Consider the following 19,563-nt stretch of genomic DNA (forward strand, 5'->3'; position numbering starts at 1 on the left):
CTGAAATGAATTATTCTGATGCTTGTGGAACGGTGCCTTCAATCTTCTTGATCCAGTCAATCAGCGGTCGGGACTGTTCGGCAAACTTGACCAGCCGATCAGCAAGATCAGCACGGGTAATGCTCTCCGGGTCAATTTCCATCCGCACAGCAAAATGCCGGTTGCGGATCCCATCAAGAAGATCAGCATCGGTCACGGTTTCAAAACCGCGTGGCGTTCGCTTCAAACGCTCATGATCACTGATCTGCAGGCCGTTTTTCTTGAGCTTTGCCACTACCGCGCGATATTCTTCCGGCTTTTCGACAATTGCCTCGCGGATAGCTTGCAGCAGCTCTTTTTTCGGCCCCCACCACGCCACACCAGCATAACAATCGCGAATGCCCGGCAGACCGATGCAGACATAAAAGCAGCCGCTTTCGTCCCATTTGGTGCCGGAGTTGGACAGAAGCGCCGACAAATGCCGATTATACGGCGCTTTATCATGAGAAAACCGCGTGTCCCGCTTGATGCGAAACTGCGATTTCACGCGATCACCTTTGAAAGGCAATCCGGCTTTTTCAAAGCGCGCCGTCAGTTCCTCAATCAAATCGCCAAGCGGCTCTTTCAGATGCTCTTCAAACAGGTCTTTGTTTTCGACAAACCACTCGCGGTTCTGATGAAAATCGAGCGCTTTAAGAAAAGGAATTGCCTTGTCGCCAAAACCTTTGAACGGAGCCATCAGCCTTCTCCAACCAAGGTTAGCCACGCATCTTCATCGATCACTTCGATGCCAAGCTCTGATGCCTTGGCAAGCTTTGACCCCGCCCCCGGACCAGCCACAACAAGATCGGTCTTTTTGGAAACAGACCCCGCCGTCTTGGCACCGTGACGCTCTGCCATGGCTTTCGCTTCATCACGTGACATGCGTTCAAGACTGCCGGTAAACACCACGGTCTTGCCTTCAACGGGCGATCCGGTTGCCACACGTGCCACTTCATCCAGCGGCGTCACCTCTGCTAAGAGCGCACTCAGCACTTCCTGATTATGTGGTTCTGCATAAAAATCGACAACAGCTTCTGCCACAATCGCGCCGATACCTTCAACGGCAATCAGGTCTTGCCAAGCTTCATTGCCCTTGTCGGTACGGTCACCTTCTTTTGGCGGAACAGCGGTTGTCGCGGCTTCTGCAAACTTCTCATAGGTCAGATAGGCTTTCGCAAAACGCTTGGCATTCACTTCGCCCACATGCCGGATACCGAGGCCAAACAGGAAGCGATGAAGCGCAATCTCACGGCGGTCATTAATCGCATCATAAAGCTTCTTTACCGAAGTCGCGCCAAAGCCATCGATGTTTTCAAGCTTCTTAAAGACTGACGCTTCCTGTCGCTTTTGTAGCGTAAAAATATCCGCAGGTGATTTGATTTTCAAACTGTCATCTTCCGCGTGGAAGAAAAACTCAACCTGCTTTTCGCCTAAACCCTCAATATCAAATGCATTACGGGAAACGAAATGGCGAATACGCTCGACCGCCTGTGCAGCACAGGTAAGCCCGCCCGTGCAACGATAGACCGCCTCGCCTTCTTCGCGCACGGCATGACTGCCACAGACCGGACATTCATGCGGGAAATTAAACGGCAGCGCATCGGCGGGACGCTTTTCCAACACCACATCGACAATCTGCGGAATAACATCGCCTGCACGCTGGACGATTACCGTATCACCGATACGAATGTCGTGATCGTCCTCCCGGATGCGCTCACCCTTAAGACCAAGACCCATGATGTAATCTTCGTTATGCAGCGTGGCATTGGTGACAACCACACCACCCACAGTAATCGGCTCAAGGCGCGCAACCGGCGTGAGTGCACCCGTGCGTCCAACTTGAATATCGATACCGCGCAGAATGGTCGTTGCTTGTTCAGCCGGGAACTTGTGCGCAATGGCCCAGCGCGGGCTACGCGAGCGGAATCCAAGCCGCGTTTGCAGATCAAGCCGGTCCACTTTGTAGACCACACCGTCAATATCGTAATCGAGCTTGGCACGCTCAAGACCAATGGCGCGATAATGCGCAATCAGCTCATCTGCGCTCTGCAACCGCTTGGTCAGCGGATTGACCGGGAAGCCCCACTTGGCGAACACCTCGACCATGCCATGCTGTGTGTCGGCAGGCATTTCCGACATCTCGCCCCAAGCATAGGCAAAGAATCTGAGCTTACGGCTAGCGGTTACCTTCGCGTCAAGCTGCCGCAGCGACCCTGCGGCAGTGTTGCGCGGGTTGACGTAGGTTTGCTTGCCCTCTGCCACCATCTGCTCGTTGAGTGCGAGGAAGTCGCTCTTGGCCATATAGACTTCGCCGCGCACTTCAACAATCGCAGGAACACCCGCCGGAAGCTTATTCGGAATCTCGCCAATGGTGCGGATATTGGCCGTAACATTTTCACCGGTGGTGCCATCGCCACGCGTGGCAGCACTCACCAGAATGCCATTTTCATAGCGGATCGACATGGAAAGCCCGTCGATCTTCGGTTCGGCCGTAAACGCGATAGAATTATCCGGCAAGTGCCCGAGAAAGCGATAAACGCTGCCGACAAAATCCTGCACGTCTTCATCCGAAAACGCATTGCCAAGCGAAAGCATCGGTCGTGCATGGGTAATCTGAGCGAATTTGGAAACAGGTGCCGCGCCAACACGCAAAGATGGGCTGTCAGCCCGCAGCAGATGCGGAAACCGCTCTTCTATCGCATCATTGCGCCGCTTCAGCGCATCATAGTCAGCATCCGAAATCTCAGGCCGATCATTGGCATGATAAAGCTCATCATGATGCGCTATTTCACGCGCCAGCCGTTCCAGTTCTGCGGCGGCTTCAGGGGCGGTCAGTTGTTCAACGGAAATATCGGACATATGCTTGGCAAAACCTGCTGATTCAATTTTGCCCAACATAGCTAAGAAATGAAGCTGCGCATACAGCCGCGCGCAGTTACAAACATGTGGTCACACTGACAGCGTTCTGTCAGGAGACCAATGCGCTGTTCTCGGCAAGCAAACGCTCGGCCGCTTTGCGCGCTTCATCGGTGATGCTGGCACCGGCCAACATACGTGCGATTTCTTCCTGCCGCTCATCGACACCAATCGACCGGATCGACGTGGACATGCGATCTTCATTGGTTGCAGACTTCGCAATCAGGAAATGCGTTGATGCGCGCGCGGCCACCTGCGGCGCATGCGTAACCGATAGCACCTGCACCCGCGATGATAGACGTGCAAGACGCTGACCAATCGCGTCAGCAACGGCACCACCCACCCCCGTATCGATTTCATCAAACACCAGCGTCGGTGCGGAACCGCGATCAGCAAGCGCCACTTTCAGCGCCAGTAAGAAACGCGAAAGCTCACCACCTGATGCAACCTTCATCATCGGGCCAGCACGCGTACCCGGATTGGTGCGAACCCAATATTCAACTGTATCAATGCCTTCGGCAGCACGAGCGTTGCTATCCGTGGTCATTTCGACGAGGAATTCAGCACGTTCCAGCTTCAGCGCCGGAAGCTCTGCCATAACAGCCGCTTTAAGGTGCTCAGCCGTATCCGTGCGACGTTCAGACAGAACCTTCGCAGCAGCATCGTAAGCCGTACGCGTCTCGGTTGCCTGTGCTTCAAGCTTGATGAGTTTTTCTGCACCGGCATCAAGATCCGCAAGGTCGGCATCCATCTTGTCGCGCAAAGCGGGCAAGCCCTCAACCGAAACAGAATATTTGCGGGCAGCCGCTCTCAGAGCAAACAGCCGCTCCTCAACCTGTTCCAAAACACGCGGATCAAAATCGATCTCGCGCATCGCATGATCGATACCATCCTGCGCAAGCGCCAAATGATTGAGTGCTTCATCAATTGCTTTACAAACAGGCTCAAGAAGATGCGGTGCTTCCGGGATTTTACGCTCAAGACGACGCACAAGGCTTGCGAGCGTTGGCACAGGCGAACCATTGCCTGACAGCAACTCACCGGCTTCGTTCACATCACCGGCGATCTTTTCCGATTTCATCATGATCGCACGACGTTCGGCAAGGTCGTCTTCTTCGCCCGGCTGCGGATCAAGCTTGGTCAGCTCATCAACGGATGAGCGCAGATAATCACCTTCGCGCTCAGCCTGTTCGACTCGCGCACGATGCTTAGACAATGCGTTTTCCGCATCACGCCATGTTTTATAACGCTCGCGAACAGTGGAAGCCTCGGAATCAAGCCCTCCAAAAGCATCCAGCAATGTACGATGAATATCTATGTCGATCAGTGCGCGGTCATCATGCTGACCATGAATTTCAACGAGACGTTTGCCGAGTTCACGCAAAAGCGCAACGCTCGCCGCCTGATCGTTGATGAAAACACGTGTACGACCATCTCCCATTTGAAGACGACGCAGGATGACGTCGCCGTCATCATCAAAACCATTTTCACTTAAGAATTTACGGGCCGGATGCCCACCCGGCACATCGAACACGGCAGTCACCTGCCCCTGATCTGCGCCATGACGCACCAGCGAAGCATCGCCGCGCGCACCAAGTGCGAGCGACAATGAATCAAGCAAGATTGATTTACCGGCGCCGGTCTCGCCCGTAAGCACGGACAAGCCGGTCTTGAACTCGATGTCGAGCCTTTCAATCAGAACAATATCACGGATCGAGAGGTGCGACAGCATGCTTGTATCGGCTTAGTTGCCGCCCGTAATAAGCGAAGATGCCTTGGCCAGCCATGAGCCACCGTTTTCGCGTGGCTCAAGACCACCGCTCTGCAACAGCTTGTAGCTATCCTTATACCAGCGGCTATCCGGGTAGTTCTTGCCAAGCACCGATGCTGCCATCTGTGCTTCAGATGTCAGACCAAGCGCGTAATAGGCTTCGACCAGACGAGCCAGCGCTTCTTCAACCTGACGCGTGTTGGAATATTCCTCAACCACGAGACGGAAGCGCTTAATCGCAGCCAGATATTCCTTGCGCTCAAGATAATAACGACCAACCTGCATTTCCTTGCCGGCGAGCTGATCGCGCGCAACGCGGATTTTGGTCTTGGCATCGTCGACATATTCGGAATTCGGGAAGCGATCGACCACTTCCTGCATCGCAGCAATAGCGCGACGGCTTGCAGCCTGATCGCGGGTCACGTCAGGAATCTGACGGAAATAGCTCAGACCGATGATGTAATAGGCATAGGCCGATTCAGGCGATGTTGGATAAAGCGTGTTGTAACGCTTCGCCATATTGATCGCTTCTTCGTAATTGCCCTGACGGTAATTGGTAAAGGCAGCCATGACGAGCGACTTACGCGCCCATTCAGTGTAAGGGTGCTGACGATCAACCGCTGCGAACTTCTTAGCAGCTTCGCCCAGACGACCAGCATCGAGGTTCGCAAGACCTTCATTGTAAAGCTTATCCGCCGGATCAATCGTCTCAACATATTTGGTTAGATCGATATCGTCGTTTTTGCTGGCACATCCCGCAAGCGGAACAAAAACGGCAAGAGCGCTGACAATCAGCGCAGTTTTCGTCTTCACCGGGAAATTTGAACTCGTCATGCGGTCTCCGGCCATCTGGCAACAACTTTTCTGTAAGGAGCCAAGCAAACAGACGTATCTGCGCTTATTTCCATCCATTCCAATACATCAGCATCAGCACATAGGTAAACATAGCCAAGGCTGTTTTGGCCGTTCATAAACCACATGCTGGCGTAATCGGCAATCGTCTAGCTGCTCAAACGTCAGAAAATGGCATATTCAGAACGGCCTAAGGCATTATCTTTGCAAACCAATTGCTACATCCTCATCCAATGGAGAGGTCTGGCTGTCACTTCACATACGATACACCGACTCATCGCAAACATGACCCGGCGATCACGGCCCAATTATGGCCATAAACGCTAAGTCCTTCGCATCACACCCTTAAAGTGCCCAAGGTGCAGAAATATTCGGACGCACAGTCACCAGATCCGAATTATCAGAATTGCGACGAACACCGCTTGCTTCAACAATATCGTAATTCGATTTGTCGGCCAGAAGCGCCTTTACCGTTTCAGCATTCAACCTGTGACCACCGCGATAGGACCGGAAGCAGCCGATAAACGGCAAACCAGCAAGCGCGAGATCACCTACGGCATCCAGCGTCTTATGACGCACAAACTCATCCGTGAACCGCAACCCGCCCGGGTTGATCACCGAATTATCGTCGCCAATGACAAGCGAATTATCAAGCGATGAACCAAGGGCCAAACCAGCGGCCCACAACCGCTCAACGTCTTTCATGAAGCCAAACGTACGTGCGGTCGATATGTCTTTGCGGAAGACGTCTTCATTGATGTCATTCGCGTATTTCTGGCGACCAATCAGCGGGCATTCAAAGTCGATTTCGACTTCGTAACGCGTACCCGAATAGGGCTGGAATTCACCCCATGAACCGCCCGCTTCCACACGTACAGTTTTCAGAATACGAATGAAGCGGCGCTTGGCATCTTGCGTAACAATGCCGGCTTCATCAAACGCATCAATAAAACGCGCAGACGTGCCGTCGAGAATGGGAACCTCTGGTCCCTCAACCTCGATAATAAGATTATCAATGCCCAGAGCCGCAATTGCAGCCATCAAATGCTCAACGGTATTGATTCGCGCTTCTTGCGGCCCAAGAGCCGTACACAGATCGGTCGCGCCAATCTCGGAAGCATGAGCGCGCGTATCAGGGGCATCCTGAATATCAGAACGACGGAAGACAATGCCCGTATTCGCCTCAGCAGGTATAAAGGTAGCCGACGCACTCGTACCACCATGGACACCAACGCCCGACAACGTGAAAACACGGCCAATTGTCTTTTGATAAACGCTCAAAACGGGGTCCAATCTATCTTCTATCAAAACTCGATCCCGCATCGGCCTGAACCTTCTTCGCGAGAAAATCAACGTAACCGAGCTTTCTTCATGCCCCTTAAATAAAAGAGATATGGCAAAAATGAGCAACTGTTACACAGAAGTCCGCTCACACAAACATGTAAGCATTCGCTACAAATAGTGGTTGCCTATAGCCGATCAAAATCACGCTTTCTTACAAAGCATAATGAAGTGCCAACAAAAAAAGCCGCAAGGAATCCCCTGCGGCTTTTTATTTCAGACAGCGTTTGCTGATCAGTTAGACTGACGGCGCAGGAACGCTGGAATTTCGAGCTGGTCTTCTTCCGAAGCAGCGCGTGGCTGTGGACGGCCCTGATCGTCAAGCTGGCCGCGACGCGGTGCATAGATCGAAGCGTCCTGCTGCATTGGACGGCGCTGCTCTGGCTGACGCATCGCAGGTTCGCGCTGCTGAGCTGGCTCAAGGCGAGCTGCTGGCTGCTCTTCTTCACGACGGGTCAAACCACGTGTCAGGCGGGAAAGCAGACCCATTGGGCCGCGTTCTTCCTGAACAGGCTGCTGAGGCGCTGCACGACGTGCATTGATTTCTGCCTGTGCAACAGGTGGGAAATCAGAAACAGCTGGCATACGCGGAGCAGGACGTGGCTGAGGAGCCGGTTCTGCATGCATCTGCTGTGGCTGCTGGTAAGCCTGCGGCTGCATGACTGGAGCAGTTGCCTGATTGTGATGCATCTGCGGCTGTGGAGCGACTGGACGAGCAACAGGTGCGCGTTCAAAGCTGTCAGCAGCAGGAGCCTGGAAAATGCGGCTCTGCGGGCGGAACTCAGGTGCCGCAGAGGCGGCTGGGGCCACTGGTGCAGCTGGAATTTCAGTCTCAATCGACTGAGCAACCGGTGCAGGCTGTTCGACGTGACGTGGCTGTTCAACAACCGGAGGGCGCAGAATACCATGCGCAGTCATCGGCTTTGTCTGTTGAGCAACTGGCTTTACCGGCTGGCGAAATTCCAGCGGCGCAGGCGCCGCGTCTCCGATCTTCTTGTCGATGCCAGTGGCAACAACAGAGACGCGAATAACGCCTTCTAGTCCTTCATCAAAAGTCGCACCAAGGATAATGTTGGCTTCTGGATCAACTTCTTCACGGATACGTGTAGCAGCTTCGTCCACTTCGAACAGGGTCATATCGCGACCACCAGTGATCGAGATCAGAAGACCCTTTGCACCGCGCATCGAGGTTTCGTCGAGCAGCGGGTTCGCAATTGCAGCTTCAGCAGCAGCCATCGCGCGGCCGTCGCCCGAAGCTTCGCCAGTACCCATCATCGCTTTGCCCATTTCGCGCATAACCGAGCGAACGTCAGCAAAGTCGAGGTTGATGAGGCCTTCCTTGACCATCAGATCGGTGATGCAAGCAACGCCCGAATAGAGCACCTGATCAGCCATTGCGAAAGCATCAGCGAAGGTGGTCTTGTCGTTGGCAATGCGGAAGAGGTTCTGGTTTGGAATGACGATAAGTGTATCGACGTTCTTCTGCAGTTCTTCGATGCCGAGCTCAGCCGTCTTCATGCGGCGAGCACCTTCAAAATGGAAAGGCTTTGTTACAACGCCAACGGTGAGGATACCGCGTTCGCGTGCAGCACGTGCTACGACAGGAGCTGCACCCGTACCGGTGCCGCCGCCCATACCTGCAGTGACGAAGCACATATGCGTGCCATTGAGGTGATCGACGATTTCGTCGATGCATTCTTCAGCAGCTGCACGGCCAACTTCTGGCTGCGAACCAGCACCGAGACCTTCGGTGACAGCTGCACCGAGCTGGATCATGCGCTCGGACTTCGACATCGTCAAAGCCTGCGCGTCAGTGTTTGCCACAACAAAATCCACACCGCGCAAACCGGCATTGATCATGTTGTTGACCGCGTTGCCGCCGCCGCCACCGACACCGAACACGGTGATGCGAGGCTTCAGCTCGGTAATGTCCGGCTTTTGCAGATTAATTGTCATGGTTCTCGTTCCTCTTAAAGCCTCTCACCGCTTCGCCGCCGCGGTGCTAATTGGTTATTACGCTGATGGTTACGCCCACATCACGCAATGAATCACTCAATGTGTACTCAAAAACTCTCTCTCAGCCATTGGCCGACACGCTGAATTCGCCCGCCCGTACCAGTCATAAGACCGGAGGAAGCTGCTTTCACCGACCGTTCTTCAATCCCTGCCACTTGCGGGTAGATCAGAAGTCCAACAGTCGCGGAGAAAGCCGCACCCTTAGCCGCTTCAGGCAATCCCGCTATTCCTAGCGGACGCCCGATACGCACATTCCTTGCAAGTATCCGTCTGGCTGCTTCTGGCATGCCCGGAAGCTGGCTTGCGCCACCTGTCAGCACCACGCGCTTGCCAACGATGTGTCCGAGGCCCGACTGGTTCAGCCTGTCGCGAACCAGTTCCAGCGTTTCTTCCACACGTGCACGGATGATCCGCGTCAAAACCGAACGCGGATATTGATTGGGGACATCACGCTCGTCATCGCCAATTGGCGGCACCGAGATGAGATCGCGGTCGTCGGCTGCACTTGGCAGCGCCGAGCCGTACATAACCTTAAGGCGCTCAGCATCTTCCATGCGCGTGGAAAAGCCGCGTGCCACATCCATCGTGACGTGCGAGCCGCCGATAGCAACCGCATCGGCGTGAATGAACTTGCCTTCAGAGAAGACGGAAATCGTGGTCGTGCCGCCGCCCATATCGATGCATGCCGCACCCATTTCGGCTTCATCACCAACGAGCGCTGCAAGGCCGCTTGCATAAGGCGTGGCAACGATTGCTTCGACCGAAAGGTGGCAACGATTGATGCACAATTCGAGATTACGAAGCGGTGCCGCATCAGCCGTCAGAACATGCATATCGACGCCGAGGCTGTCACCCAGCATACCAAGTGGATCACGAATGCCGCGTTCGCCATCAAGCGTGTAACCAACAGGCAGCGAGTGAACGAGGTGACGTTCCGCAGCCAATGCCTGCTTGGCACCAGCGGCCAATACGCGACGAATATCGGTCTGTTCAACGTCATGACCGCCGAGATTAACGCTCGCGGTAAAGGTTTCGCTCTTAAGACGACCGGCGGAAATGTTGACGATCAGGCTATCAACTGTCAGACCAGCCATGCGCTCAGCAGCATCAACGGCAAGACGGATCGACTGTTCAGCCGCATCAAGATCGATGATGACGCCAGACTTCACACCACGCGAACGCTGATGGCCAATGCCAAGCACTTCCATGCGATGCGTACGACCCGGAAGCAGCGCACCCGCTTCATGTGGACGCAGACGCGCAATCACGCAAGAAACCTTGCTTGAACCAACATCCAGAACTGTCAGCAGGCGCACCTTGCGCCCTGCACTTCCAGCTTGTGATGAACTTTTTCCGCCAAGAATACTCATACGCGTTTCCCCGTGCGGGCTAATTCTTTTTTACGATCTGCCAGGAACTTCTCACGCTGCTCCATGCCACTCGCTGTCAGCTGAACCGTAACACGATCATCAAGACGCATATCGACCGCAGCAATGTCGCGAGACAGCAGGTGCTTTTCGCTATCCATCTTTTCGACTTCGGCAAGAGCCTTCATCGGCTCATTTTCCGGCAGCATGATGCGAACGCCGTTTTCAAGCAGAATGTCCCAGCGACGATCAGCAACGCGAATATAAGCACGAACCTTACCAGCCAGCGCAGGATAGGCAGCAACCTCGTCTACGAAGCCCTTAACGCGCTTTTCAGCACCTTCACCGACCACGAGCGGGAGAGCGTTGTAACGACCCGGACGGAACGGAACGATTGTATCGCCTGCCGAATCAATCAGTGAAAGTTCCTGACCATTCTGCCAGACCGCGAAAGCTTTACGCTCTTCAAGCGACACCAGCAGCGTGCCCGGATAAACCTTGCGCACTTCTGCGCTTTCAACCCAAGGAAGCTTCGTAATCGCCTGACGCGCAGCCTCAGCACTCAAACCAACGAGCGATGTTTCACCATCCAGCTCAAGCTGACCGAGAATATCAATATCGGAGGTCTCGTTGTTACCAACCACCTTCACATCTTCAATTGCAAAACCAAGGGTCGAAGCAGTTGCCTTGACCATATTCTCGGAGTGACCACCAAGAACCATGCCGTAAACGCCGGTTGCACCGAGAAAACCAAGCATACCAATCGTGCCAGCATAACGCGGCACATTGATGTTTCCCTGAAACAAACGAACAGCAAAGCGGAAGGGCTTGCGCAGAAAGCGCGGCAGAACAAAGGCTGCACCCGATGCATCACGCATCGCGCCAGAACGCCTGTATTCATTTGATCTGCCTTTTAACGCAAACAAGACGCGTCCTCCACCAACCAACTCAACAATTCACCAAAAGAGATACCCGCCGCTTTCGCGATATCAGGTACGAGCGAGGTAGGAGTCATTCCCGGCTGAGTGTTAACTTCCAGCCAAATAACTTCGCCTTCTTCGGAAAAACGATCATCGAAACGGAAGTCTGATCTGCTTACGCCCCGACACCCGATTGCCCGATGCGCCGTAAGGGCCATTATTTGAATTTTTTGGTAAATATTTGGTAAAATTTTTGCAGGACACACATGAGTTGATGCACCCGGCACATATTTTGAATCAAAATCGTAGAACTGATGCCCTACCGGAATGATCTCGCAGACGTCCATCGCGCGATCACCCATCACGGCGCAGGTCAGTTCCCGTCCGGCGATATATTTTTCGACCAGAACGTCCGCACCATAATTCCACTCGGCCGAGCTGATGATTTGCGGAGGATGAGTCTGATCTTCCTGAACGATGACAACACCGAAGCTTGAACCTTCGCGTACAGGCTTCACCACATAAGGCGGCTGCATCGGATGCTCATTGCCGATTTCAAAACGGTTCATCAGGCGCGAAGGAGCAACTGCTACACCTGCAGCAGACGCAACAGTCTTGGCGCGATCCTTATCCATGGCAAGCGCTGAAGCCAGCACACCGGAATGCGTGTAAGGAATTTGGAGATATTCAAGGATACCCTGAATGGTGCCATCTTCACCGAACGGACCGTGCAGCGCATTGAACGCCACATCAGGCTTCAACTCAGCGAGAACACTGGCAACATTGCGATCAACATCAACACGCGTAACGCGGTAGCCGCGCTCTTCGAGAGCCGTAGCACAAGCAGCACCAGACGACAGACTGACAGGACGCTCTGAAGAGAAACCGCCCATCAAAACGGCAACATGCTTTACAGCCTTCTGTCCAGCCACGTTAGTCATCCCCTCTGCGCATCCCCTGCGCTCGAATCAAAAATAGAATCAGGATAGCCCGGCTACACTACGCAGCAGACACCCAAGTCAGAAAACTCTGACGAATCAAATCACTGTACGGTTAACCATAAAGAATCAGAGAGTTGATTCCGTGGCAAGCCCCTATCAAAAGGGGAGCAACTTACGAACGACTCAATAAGCCGAAAAAAGCCCGGAATTTCAGTGGGAAATCCGGGCTTCTTAAAATGTTAATTTTTATAAGAATTCTTTAACTTCCTGTCCTTCACGGAACAAGCCGAGCCGCTTGATCTCCCAATGAAGGCGAATGCCGGAAGTCTCATAAACTTTAGCGCGAACTGTCTCACCGAGCGTTTCGAGATTATATCCGGTGGCGTCACCCGTATTGATCATGAAATTGCAGTGCATCTCCGACATCTGTGCGCCACCAACACGCAAGCCACGACAGCCAGCCTTGTCGATTTCTTTCCAAGCAGACGACCCTTCAGGGTTTTTGAAGGTTGAACCACCGGTTTTCTCGCGCACGGGCTGCACCGTTTCGCGGTGATTCTGCACTTCGTCCATGGCCTTCTGAATGTCTTCACGGTCTCCCGGAACACCTTCAAAGAGCGCTGAGGTGAAAATCAGATCAGGCGATGCTGAGGAATGACGATAAGCATAACCCATATCGGCATTGGATAGAATGTGTAGTTCGCCCTTGCGATCAAGTGCGCGCACTTCCACCACGCGCTCGCGGGTTTCAACGCCATTGGCACCGGCATTCATCCGCAAAGCGCCGCCAATAGCACCCGGAATGCCGTGATAAAAATGGAGACCTGCAAGACCAGCCTCAAGCGCTGCTGCTGCTACACGCTTATCTGGCGTTGCGGTCCCTGCCCTCAACTGCGTTTCCGACACCTGTTCGACACTACCAAAACCCTTGGCTGACAAGCGCACCACAAAGCCCGGAATACCACCGTCACGCGCAAGCAGATTAGAACCAACCCCTACAACCAGAAGCGGAATCTCTTCCGGTACGGCTTTCAGAAACTCGGACAAATCTTCTTCATCTGCTGGCTGAAACAGAACCTGTGCAGGACCACCGGCACGAAACCATGTGATCTTATCCATGCCAGCGTCCGGCATCATGCGCCCGCGAAGGCCAGACAGCCTGCCGTCGAGCTTTTTGAGAAGCGCTTCGCCGCTTTCCATCACTTTTTACCCTGTTCAGCCAGTTCTTTCGGAAGTGCATAAGCCCATTGCGTGATGTTGCCCGCACCAAGGAAAACCACGAAATCTCCGGGTTCCGCGACCGATGCAACAAGCGGCGCCAATGTTTCTGGACCACTGGCATAACGTGCATCGCGATGGCCGGCGGTCTTGATGCGCGAAACGAGCGTTTCCGAATTTACGCCTTCAATCGGGTCTTCGCCAGCGGTATAAACCGGCGCGACAATCACCGTATCGGCATCATTGAAGCACGCTGCAAACTCATCAAACAAGCTGTGCAGACGCGTATAACGATGCGGCTGAACAATACCGACGACACGACCCTTGGTTGCTTCGCGTGCGGCTTTCAGCACTGCGCGAATTTCAACCGGATGGTGTCCGTAGTCATCGAAAATCTCAACGCCATTCCACGTGCCCGTATGGGTAAAGCGACGCTTCACACCACCAAATGCGCCAAGGCCACGACGAATATCATCGGCGGAAATACCCAGCTCATGCGCAACCGCAATGGCTGCCGTTGCGTTGGAAACATTGTGCATGCCCGGCATTGGCAAACGCAGATCCTTAATCTCTGTCGTTTCACCCTTGCGCGAACGGATCAGCACATCAAATAGGCTGACAGCGCCTTCCATGCGATGATTAACAAAACGCACATCGGCCTGCGGATTTTGACCGTAGGTTACGATGCGGCGATCCTCAATGCGGCTTACCAGAGCCTGCACTTCAGGATGATCAAGACACATAACGCCAAAGCCATAAAATGGCACATTTTCAACGAACTGCGCGAAAGCTGCGCGCACATTATCAAAATTGCCGTAATGATCGAGATGTTCCGGATCAATGTTGGTCACGACAGCAATATCGGCAGGAAGCTTGAGGAATGTGCCGTCGCTTTCATCCGCTTCGACAACCATCCAGTCACCATCGCCCATACGGGCATTGGTGCCATAGGCATTGATAATGCCGCCATTGATAACCGTCGGATCCAGATGTCCCGCATCAAGCAAAGCTGCAACCATCGACGTGGTGGTGGTCTTGCCATGGGTGCCGCCAATGGCAACCGCGCGGCGGAAGCGCATTAGTTCGGCCAACATTTCGGCGCGGCGAACAATCGGCAAAAGCTTTTCGCGCGCTGCGGACAATTCTGGATTGGTCTTCTTGATCGCAGTTGAAACGACGATCACTTCTGCATCGCCGAGATTCTCAGCCTTGTGACCGACGAAGACTTCAATGCCCTTCTCACGCAGACGCTGCACATTGGCGCTGTCCGACTGATCCGAGCCCTGAACCTTATAGCCAAGATTGTGCAGCACTTCCGCAATGCCGCTCATGCCAATGCCGCCGATCCCGATAAAATGGACAAGCCCGATGTTGAGCGGCATTTTCATGGCCGAGTTCCTTCTTTAAATTCCTGAACTGATTGTCCTGCTGCAATAGCCTCTGCGAGATCAGCAAGCAACTGCGCGGCATCAGGCTTACCAACGCTTTTTGCAGCTTTGGCCTGTTGTTCAAGCCTTTCTGGCTCGTTAATCGCCGCACTGATGATGTCAGCCAATCGCTGTGGCGTTAGCTCTGCCTGTCGGACAACTTCGCAACCGCCAGCGCTCGCAAGAGCTGCGGCATTCGCTGCCTGATCATGATCAAGCGCATGCGGGAAAGGCACCAGTATTGCCGGACGGCCAATGGCTGCAATTTCGGAGACGGTCGAAGCCCCCGAACGTGAAATAACAAAATGCGCATCGGCAATGCGTGCTGGCATATCGTTGAAGAACGGCGCAACATCCGCAAGAATACGCAGCTTTTGATAAGCAGCGCGAACAGCCGCTTCATCTTCTTTGCGTGCTTGCTGGGTAATCAGCAGCCTTGCCCGTTCACTGTCTGGCAAAAGCGCAATCGCTTCGGGAATAGCTTGTGAGAAAAACTGCGCACCCTGACTGCCACCAAATACCAGCAGACGAAAACGCTGCCCCTCTTTGGCTGGTCGATAGGATGTTTTGGCAGCTGCAAGCACAGGCGGACGAACCGGATTGCCCGTCGAAATAATCTTATCGGCAAAAGAACCAGCAGTTTCTGGCAAGAACCCGCCAGCAATTGCCTTCACGCGCGAAGCCAAACCCTTATTGGCACGGCCCATGACGGCATTCTGCTCATGCACCATTGTCGGGATACCCATATTGCTCGCAGCATAAAGCGGCGGCAACGTCGGATAACCGCCAAAGCCAGCAACCAGTTTCGGTTTCAGGCGACGGAACAGTTTGCGGCTGTCGAGATTACCCTGCCACAACGACCAAAGCGTACGTGCCAGCGCAATCGGATTACGCCCGGCAATGGTTGCTGAACGGATCACATGCACATGATCCTCCGCGAAGGCTCCGGCAAAACGCTGCGCGCGAGCGTCCGTTGCCAGATGCACATCCCAGCCGCGAGACTTCAACTCATGCGCCAGTGCTTCAGCTGGAAACAGATGGCCGCCAGTCCCCCCAGCAGCCAGTACAATTACGCCTTTGCCCATAGTTCCCTCACAAAACCGGAATGCGCCTGTTCACATCGGCACCCATGCTCACCGTATGCGTCATACGCGCTTCCGGACGACGGCGTGTCAACGCCAGCAGAATACCCATTGTGATTGCAATCGCTACAAGCGATGAACCACCATAAGATATGAATGGCAGCGTCATACCCTTTGCAGGCATCAGATGCAGATTAACCGCCATGTTGATGATTGACTGGAAGCCAAACAGGATCACGATGCCGGAAACAGCAAGACGCGTGAAAGCATCACGCTCACGAAGCGCAATCGACAAGCCACGGATCACGATAAACGCAAACAGCGCCATGATGATCATGCAAAGAATGATGCCATATTCTTCAGCAGCCACAGAGAAAATAAAATCGGTATGACTATCAGGAATGATGCGCTTAACGGTGCCTTCGCCCGGTCCCTGACCGAACCAGCCGCCACGCAAAATGGCTTCGCGACCTGCATCCACCTGAAACGTGTCGCCCTCGCCGGTCATGAATCGATTCACACGGCCCGCAACGTGATCCAGCGTCATATAAGCACCAAAAGCGCCTACGACTGCGATACCGCCAAGAACGAGAATCCAGAACATCGGCAGGCCAGCGAGAAAGAACATCGCGCCCCATGTGCCAGTGGTCAGCATGGTTTGCCCGAAGTCAGGTTGCAACATCAGCAATCCTGCGGTCACGCAGAACAACGCCATGGCCAAAAAATAACCCGGCATATGTCCACCGCGCTCGCGCTCTGAGAAAAGCCACGCACAAATCACCACAAAAGCAGGCTTCATAAACTCGGACGGCTGAATGGAAACACCCGCAAGGCTGACCCAACGACGCGCGCCTTTAATCTCAATACCCACGAACAAAGCCGCAAGCATCAGGAAGAGCGATGCCCCCAGCAGCAGCAATGCAAAACGTCTGACCTGACGCGGCGACAGGAATGACACGCCAATCATCACCGCCACAGCGGGTATCATAAAGAATGTCTGACGCTCAACAAAATGAAAGCTGTCAAGACCAATGCGCTGCGCAACCGCAGGACTTGCCGCAAAGGAGAGCAGCACGCCAAGGCCCATCAGACCCAAACATGCAGCGAGAAAGTAACGGTCGATTGTCCACCACCAATTGGCAACAGCACCACGGTCAACGCGACTTACCATCAGCTTTTCCCTCCGATTGGCTCAATACCCGGGAGTGCGAGAACGGCGCTGCGGAATGCATCACCGCGTTTTTCAAAATTCTGAAACTGATCAAAGCTTGCGCAGGCTGGCGAAAGCAGAACTACCGGCTCGCTTGAAGCGTCATTGCCAGCATCACGTGCCGCATGTTCAACAGCCGCAGCCAAAGTGTCGGAAATTTCAAACGACACCGCATCGCCAAGTGTGGCAGCAAATTGCGCCGCAGCTTCACCGATCAAATAGGCTTTGGTGATACGCGGGAAAAATTCCGACAAAGCGCTGATGCCACCAGCCTTGGGTACACCACCAGCAATCCAGTAAATATGATTGGCAAAAGATGACAAGGCTGGCGCGGTTGCTTCGGCATTGGTCGCCTTTGAATCATTGACGAACAGGACTTTACCGCGATGGCCCACTTGCTCCATGCGATGCGCGAGACCAGGGAAGCTTTTCAGACCAGCACGAATTTCTTCGATTGAAAGACCAACCGCAAGACAGGCAGTGATAGCTGCAAGCGCGTTCTGCGCATTATGCGCGCCGCGCAGCGAACCAATACCTTCAAGCGAAGCTAAATCCTCAACGCCACCAGCTTTAGCGGAATAGAGCTTTGCACCATCTGCAAACGCACCATTCTCAAGGCGTTTGTCCTTGGAAATTTGCGCGACTTTTACGCCAGTGCTTTCGAGACGATCTGCAATGCTGAGGCAATAGTCGTCATCGACGCCAATGATTGCCACGCCGCTTTTCGCAACCAGCCGCTCCTTGATTGCGGCATAGTTTTCCATCGAACCATGGCGATCAAGATGATCCGGCGTCAGATTAAGCAAAATTCCAGCAGTCGGATTAAGCGATGGCGCAAGATCAATCTGGTAAGACGAACACTCAACCACATAGAAACGGTTTGGCGCAGGCGCGTCCAATGTCAGGATCGCTGTGCCTATATTGCCACCAAGCTGCATATCGCGGCCTGATGCCTTGATGATATGCGCAATCAGCGCGGTCGTGGTCGATTTGCCGTTGGTGCCAGTGATAGCAATAAACGGGCAATCTGGCGCGATATGATTACGCTCGCGTACGAACAGTTCAACATCGCCGATAATCTCAACGCCAGCAGCGCGTGCCAGATCCACCGTCCAGTGTGGCTTTGGATGGGTCAGCGGAACACCCGGCGAAAGCACAAAGGCAGCGAACTGTGACCAGTCCGCCTGCCTCAGATCACCTGTTGCAATGCCTGCGCTTTGCGCGCGGGCCACACTGTCGGGATTATCATCCCAAGCAATGATCTTCGCGCCACCAGCCACAATAGCCTTGGCCGTTGCAATGCCCGACCCACCCAATCCGAAGAGGGCAACAGTCTTATCTTTAAGGGCGGTGATCGGGATCATTCGTCTGCCTTATCTCAGCTTCAGTGTGGAAAGGCCGATCATGGCAAGGATAATCGCCACGATCCAGAAACGGATCACGACCTGACTTTCCGTCCAGCCCTTCTTTTCAAAATGATGATGAATGGGTGCCATCAGAAACACGCGCTTGCCGGTAAGCTTGAACGAGCCAACCTGAATAATTACCGAAAGCGCTTCCATGACGAAGAGACCGCCAATGATCGCAAGAACGATCTCGTGCTTGGTGGCAACAGCAACAGTTCCGAGCATGCCGCCAAGTGCCAGCGAACCCGTGTCACCCATGAAGATCGCGGCAGGAGGTGCATTGAACCAAAGGAAGCCAAGCCCCGCGCCAATCACTGCACCCAGAACGACAGCCAGTTCACCTGTACCCGGAACAAAGTGGATTTGCAGGTAATCCGCAAAGATCGCGTTACCCGAAAGATAGGCAATAAAGCCAAACGAAGCCGCAGCCACCATCACTGGCACAATTGCGAGACCATCAAGACCATCGGTCAGGTTCACCGCATTGCCTGCGCCAACCATCACGAAGGCCGCAAAGGGAATGAAGAACCAACCGAGATTAAGTACGAACTGCTTCACAAACGGGAATGTCAGCGACGACGAGAACGGCTCCTGCCCTGCGCGCATGATGATGAAGGCTGCAATAGCGGCAATGAAGAACTCGATTGCCAGACGCGACTTACCGGAAAACCCTTTATCCGACTGCTTCGTCACTTTCAGATAATCATCGTAAAAGCCGATTGCGCCAAAGCCGACCGTGACCATCAAGACAACCCAGACATAAACGCTGGAGAGATTAGCCCAGAAGAAACATGACACGAGAATGCCGGTCATAATCATCAGGCCGCCCATGGTGGGCGTACCCGCTTTCTTGAAGTGGGTCTGAGGACCGTCGGCACGGATTGGCTGACCCTTTCCCTGTCGCGCACGCAGCGAATTGATGATCGCAGGACCAAACAAGAAAACGATCAGTGCCGAAGTAATCATCGCGCCGCCGGTGCGGAACGTGATGTAGCGAAACACGTTGAACGGAGTCACATGATCGGCAAAAACTGCAAGAAGCATCAACATACGGAGAAAAATCCCTCAAACACGC

The 19,563-nt window shown here is 53.8% G+C and carries 15 protein-coding genes; all 15 read right to left on the bottom strand.

Going from position 1 to position 19,563, the window contains the following annotated elements; translation table 11 throughout:
* Positions 1–10: 10 nt before the first annotated feature.
* The 15 genes from ACOZHT_RS13290 to mraY all read right to left on the bottom strand — a co-directional run bounded on the left by ACOZHT_RS13290 (position 11) and on the right by mraY (position 19,538).
* The gene (locus ACOZHT_RS13290; RefSeq protein ID WP_339511713.1) at positions 11–718 is read right to left on the bottom strand and encodes a TIGR02453 family protein; all 708 of its coding nucleotides are present in this window, start codon (positions 716–718) and stop codon (positions 11–13) included.
* The gene (ligA, locus tag ACOZHT_RS13295; protein ID WP_421565818.1) at positions 718–2,880 is read right to left on the bottom strand and encodes an NAD-dependent DNA ligase LigA; all 2,163 of its coding nucleotides are present in this window, start codon (positions 2,878–2,880) and stop codon (positions 718–720) included. The genes ACOZHT_RS13290 and ligA overlap by 1 nt, the downstream gene beginning before the upstream one ends.
* 109 nt (positions 2,881–2,989) lie before the next feature.
* Entirely contained in the window at positions 2,990–4,669 is a 1,680-nt protein-coding gene (recN, locus tag ACOZHT_RS13300) for a DNA repair protein RecN (RefSeq protein ID WP_339511709.1), read from the bottom strand.
* A gap of 12 nt (positions 4,670–4,681) precedes the next feature.
* Complete coding sequence (locus tag ACOZHT_RS13305; RefSeq protein WP_339511707.1) at positions 4,682–5,542, bottom strand: outer membrane protein assembly factor BamD; 861 nt, start codon at positions 5,540–5,542, stop codon at positions 4,682–4,684.
* A gap of 363 nt (positions 5,543–5,905) precedes the next feature.
* Positions 5,906–6,841 (bottom strand): UDP-3-O-acyl-N-acetylglucosamine deacetylase, encoded by a 936-nt coding sequence (gene lpxC / locus ACOZHT_RS13310; protein WP_421565819.1) that lies wholly within the window; start codon positions 6,839–6,841, stop codon positions 5,906–5,908.
* A 294-nt stretch (positions 6,842–7,135) separates the two neighbouring features.
* Complete coding sequence (ftsZ, locus tag ACOZHT_RS13315) at positions 7,136–8,857, bottom strand: cell division protein FtsZ (RefSeq protein WP_339511703.1); 1,722 nt, start codon at positions 8,855–8,857, stop codon at positions 7,136–7,138.
* A gap of 107 nt (positions 8,858–8,964) precedes the next feature.
* Complete coding sequence (ftsA, locus tag ACOZHT_RS13320) at positions 8,965–10,287, bottom strand: cell division protein FtsA (RefSeq protein ID WP_339511701.1); 1,323 nt, start codon at positions 10,285–10,287, stop codon at positions 8,965–8,967.
* Positions 10,284–11,210: a cell division protein FtsQ/DivIB gene (locus tag ACOZHT_RS13325; protein WP_339511699.1), complete on the bottom strand. Its 927-nt coding sequence runs from the start codon at positions 11,208–11,210 to the stop codon at positions 10,284–10,286. Before ACOZHT_RS13325 ends, ftsA begins: the two co-directional genes overlap by 4 nt.
* A complete protein-coding gene (locus ACOZHT_RS13330) occupies positions 11,198–12,145 on the bottom strand; it encodes a D-alanine--D-alanine ligase (protein WP_421565820.1) in 948 nt (315 codons plus the stop codon). Before ACOZHT_RS13330 ends, ACOZHT_RS13325 begins: the two co-directional genes overlap by 13 nt.
* Before the next feature lie 246 nt (positions 12,146–12,391).
* Entirely contained in the window at positions 12,392–13,345 is a 954-nt protein-coding gene (gene murB, locus ACOZHT_RS13335) for a UDP-N-acetylmuramate dehydrogenase (protein WP_421565821.1), read from the bottom strand.
* Positions 13,345–14,751, bottom strand: coding sequence for a UDP-N-acetylmuramate--L-alanine ligase (gene murC / locus ACOZHT_RS13340; RefSeq protein ID WP_421565822.1), 1,407 nt, complete (start codon positions 14,749–14,751; stop codon positions 13,345–13,347). Before murC ends, murB begins: the two co-directional genes overlap by 1 nt.
* On the bottom strand, positions 14,748–15,875 hold the full coding sequence (murG, locus tag ACOZHT_RS13345) for an undecaprenyldiphospho-muramoylpentapeptide beta-N-acetylglucosaminyltransferase (protein ID WP_339511693.1): 1,128 nt from the start codon (positions 15,873–15,875) through the stop codon (positions 14,748–14,750). The genes murC and murG overlap by 4 nt, the downstream gene beginning before the upstream one ends.
* 7 nt (positions 15,876–15,882) lie before the next feature.
* Entirely contained in the window at positions 15,883–17,043 is a 1,161-nt protein-coding gene (gene ftsW, locus ACOZHT_RS13350) for a putative lipid II flippase FtsW (RefSeq protein WP_339511691.1), read from the bottom strand.
* Entirely contained in the window at positions 17,043–18,446 is a 1,404-nt protein-coding gene (gene murD / locus ACOZHT_RS13355; RefSeq protein ID WP_339511689.1) for a UDP-N-acetylmuramoyl-L-alanine--D-glutamate ligase, read from the bottom strand. The genes ftsW and murD overlap by 1 nt, the downstream gene beginning before the upstream one ends.
* Before the next feature lie 9 nt (positions 18,447–18,455).
* Positions 18,456–19,538, bottom strand: a complete 1,083-nt coding sequence (gene mraY, locus ACOZHT_RS13360; RefSeq protein WP_339511687.1) for a phospho-N-acetylmuramoyl-pentapeptide-transferase — start codon at positions 19,536–19,538, stop codon at positions 18,456–18,458.
* Positions 19,539–19,563 lie beyond the last annotated feature (25 nt).

Origin of the sequence: Ochrobactrum sp. EDr1-4, assembly GCF_049199085.1 — a bacterium.
Lineage (GTDB): Bacteria > Pseudomonadota > Alphaproteobacteria > Rhizobiales > Rhizobiaceae > Brucella.

What these genes read in the sequence shown, in the direction of transcription:
- ACOZHT_RS13290 (WP_339511713.1), bottom strand. Translation starts at nt 718, where the DNA reads ATGGCTCCGTTCAAAGGTTTTGGCGACAAGGCAATTCCTTTTCTTAAA.
- ligA (WP_421565818.1), bottom strand. Translation starts at nt 2,880, where the DNA reads ATGTCCGATATTTCCGTTGAACAACTGACCGCCCCTGAAGCCGCCGCA.
- recN (WP_339511709.1), bottom strand. Translation starts at nt 4,669, where the DNA reads ATGCTGTCGCACCTCTCGATCCGTGATATTGTTCTGATTGAAAGGCTC.
- ACOZHT_RS13305 (WP_339511707.1), bottom strand. Translation starts at nt 5,542, where the DNA reads ATGACGAGTTCAAATTTCCCGGTGAAGACGAAAACTGCGCTGATTGTC.
- ftsZ (WP_339511703.1), bottom strand. Translation starts at nt 8,857, where the DNA reads ATGACAATTAATCTGCAAAAGCCGGACATTACCGAGCTGAAGCCTCGC.
- ftsA (WP_339511701.1), bottom strand. Translation starts at nt 10,287, where the DNA reads ATGAGTATTCTTGGCGGAAAAAGTTCATCACAAGCTGGAAGTGCAGGG.
- ACOZHT_RS13330 (WP_421565820.1), bottom strand. Translation starts at nt 12,145, where the DNA reads ATGACTAACGTGGCTGGACAGAAGGCTGTAAAGCATGTTGCCGTTTTG.
- murB (WP_421565821.1), bottom strand. Translation starts at nt 13,345, where the DNA reads ATGGAAAGCGGCGAAGCGCTTCTCAAAAAGCTCGACGGCAGGCTGTCT.
- murC (WP_421565822.1), bottom strand. Translation starts at nt 14,751, where the DNA reads ATGAAAATGCCGCTCAACATCGGGCTTGTCCATTTTATCGGGATCGGC.
- murG (WP_339511693.1), bottom strand. Translation starts at nt 15,875, where the DNA reads ATGGGCAAAGGCGTAATTGTACTGGCTGCTGGGGGGACTGGCGGCCAT.
- ftsW (WP_339511691.1), bottom strand. Translation starts at nt 17,043, where the DNA reads ATGGTAAGTCGCGTTGACCGTGGTGCTGTTGCCAATTGGTGGTGGACA.
- murD (WP_339511689.1), bottom strand. Translation starts at nt 18,446, where the DNA reads ATGATCCCGATCACCGCCCTTAAAGATAAGACTGTTGCCCTCTTCGGA.
- mraY (WP_339511687.1), bottom strand. Translation starts at nt 19,538, where the DNA reads ATGTTGATGCTTCTTGCAGTTTTTGCCGATCATGTGACTCCGTTCAAC.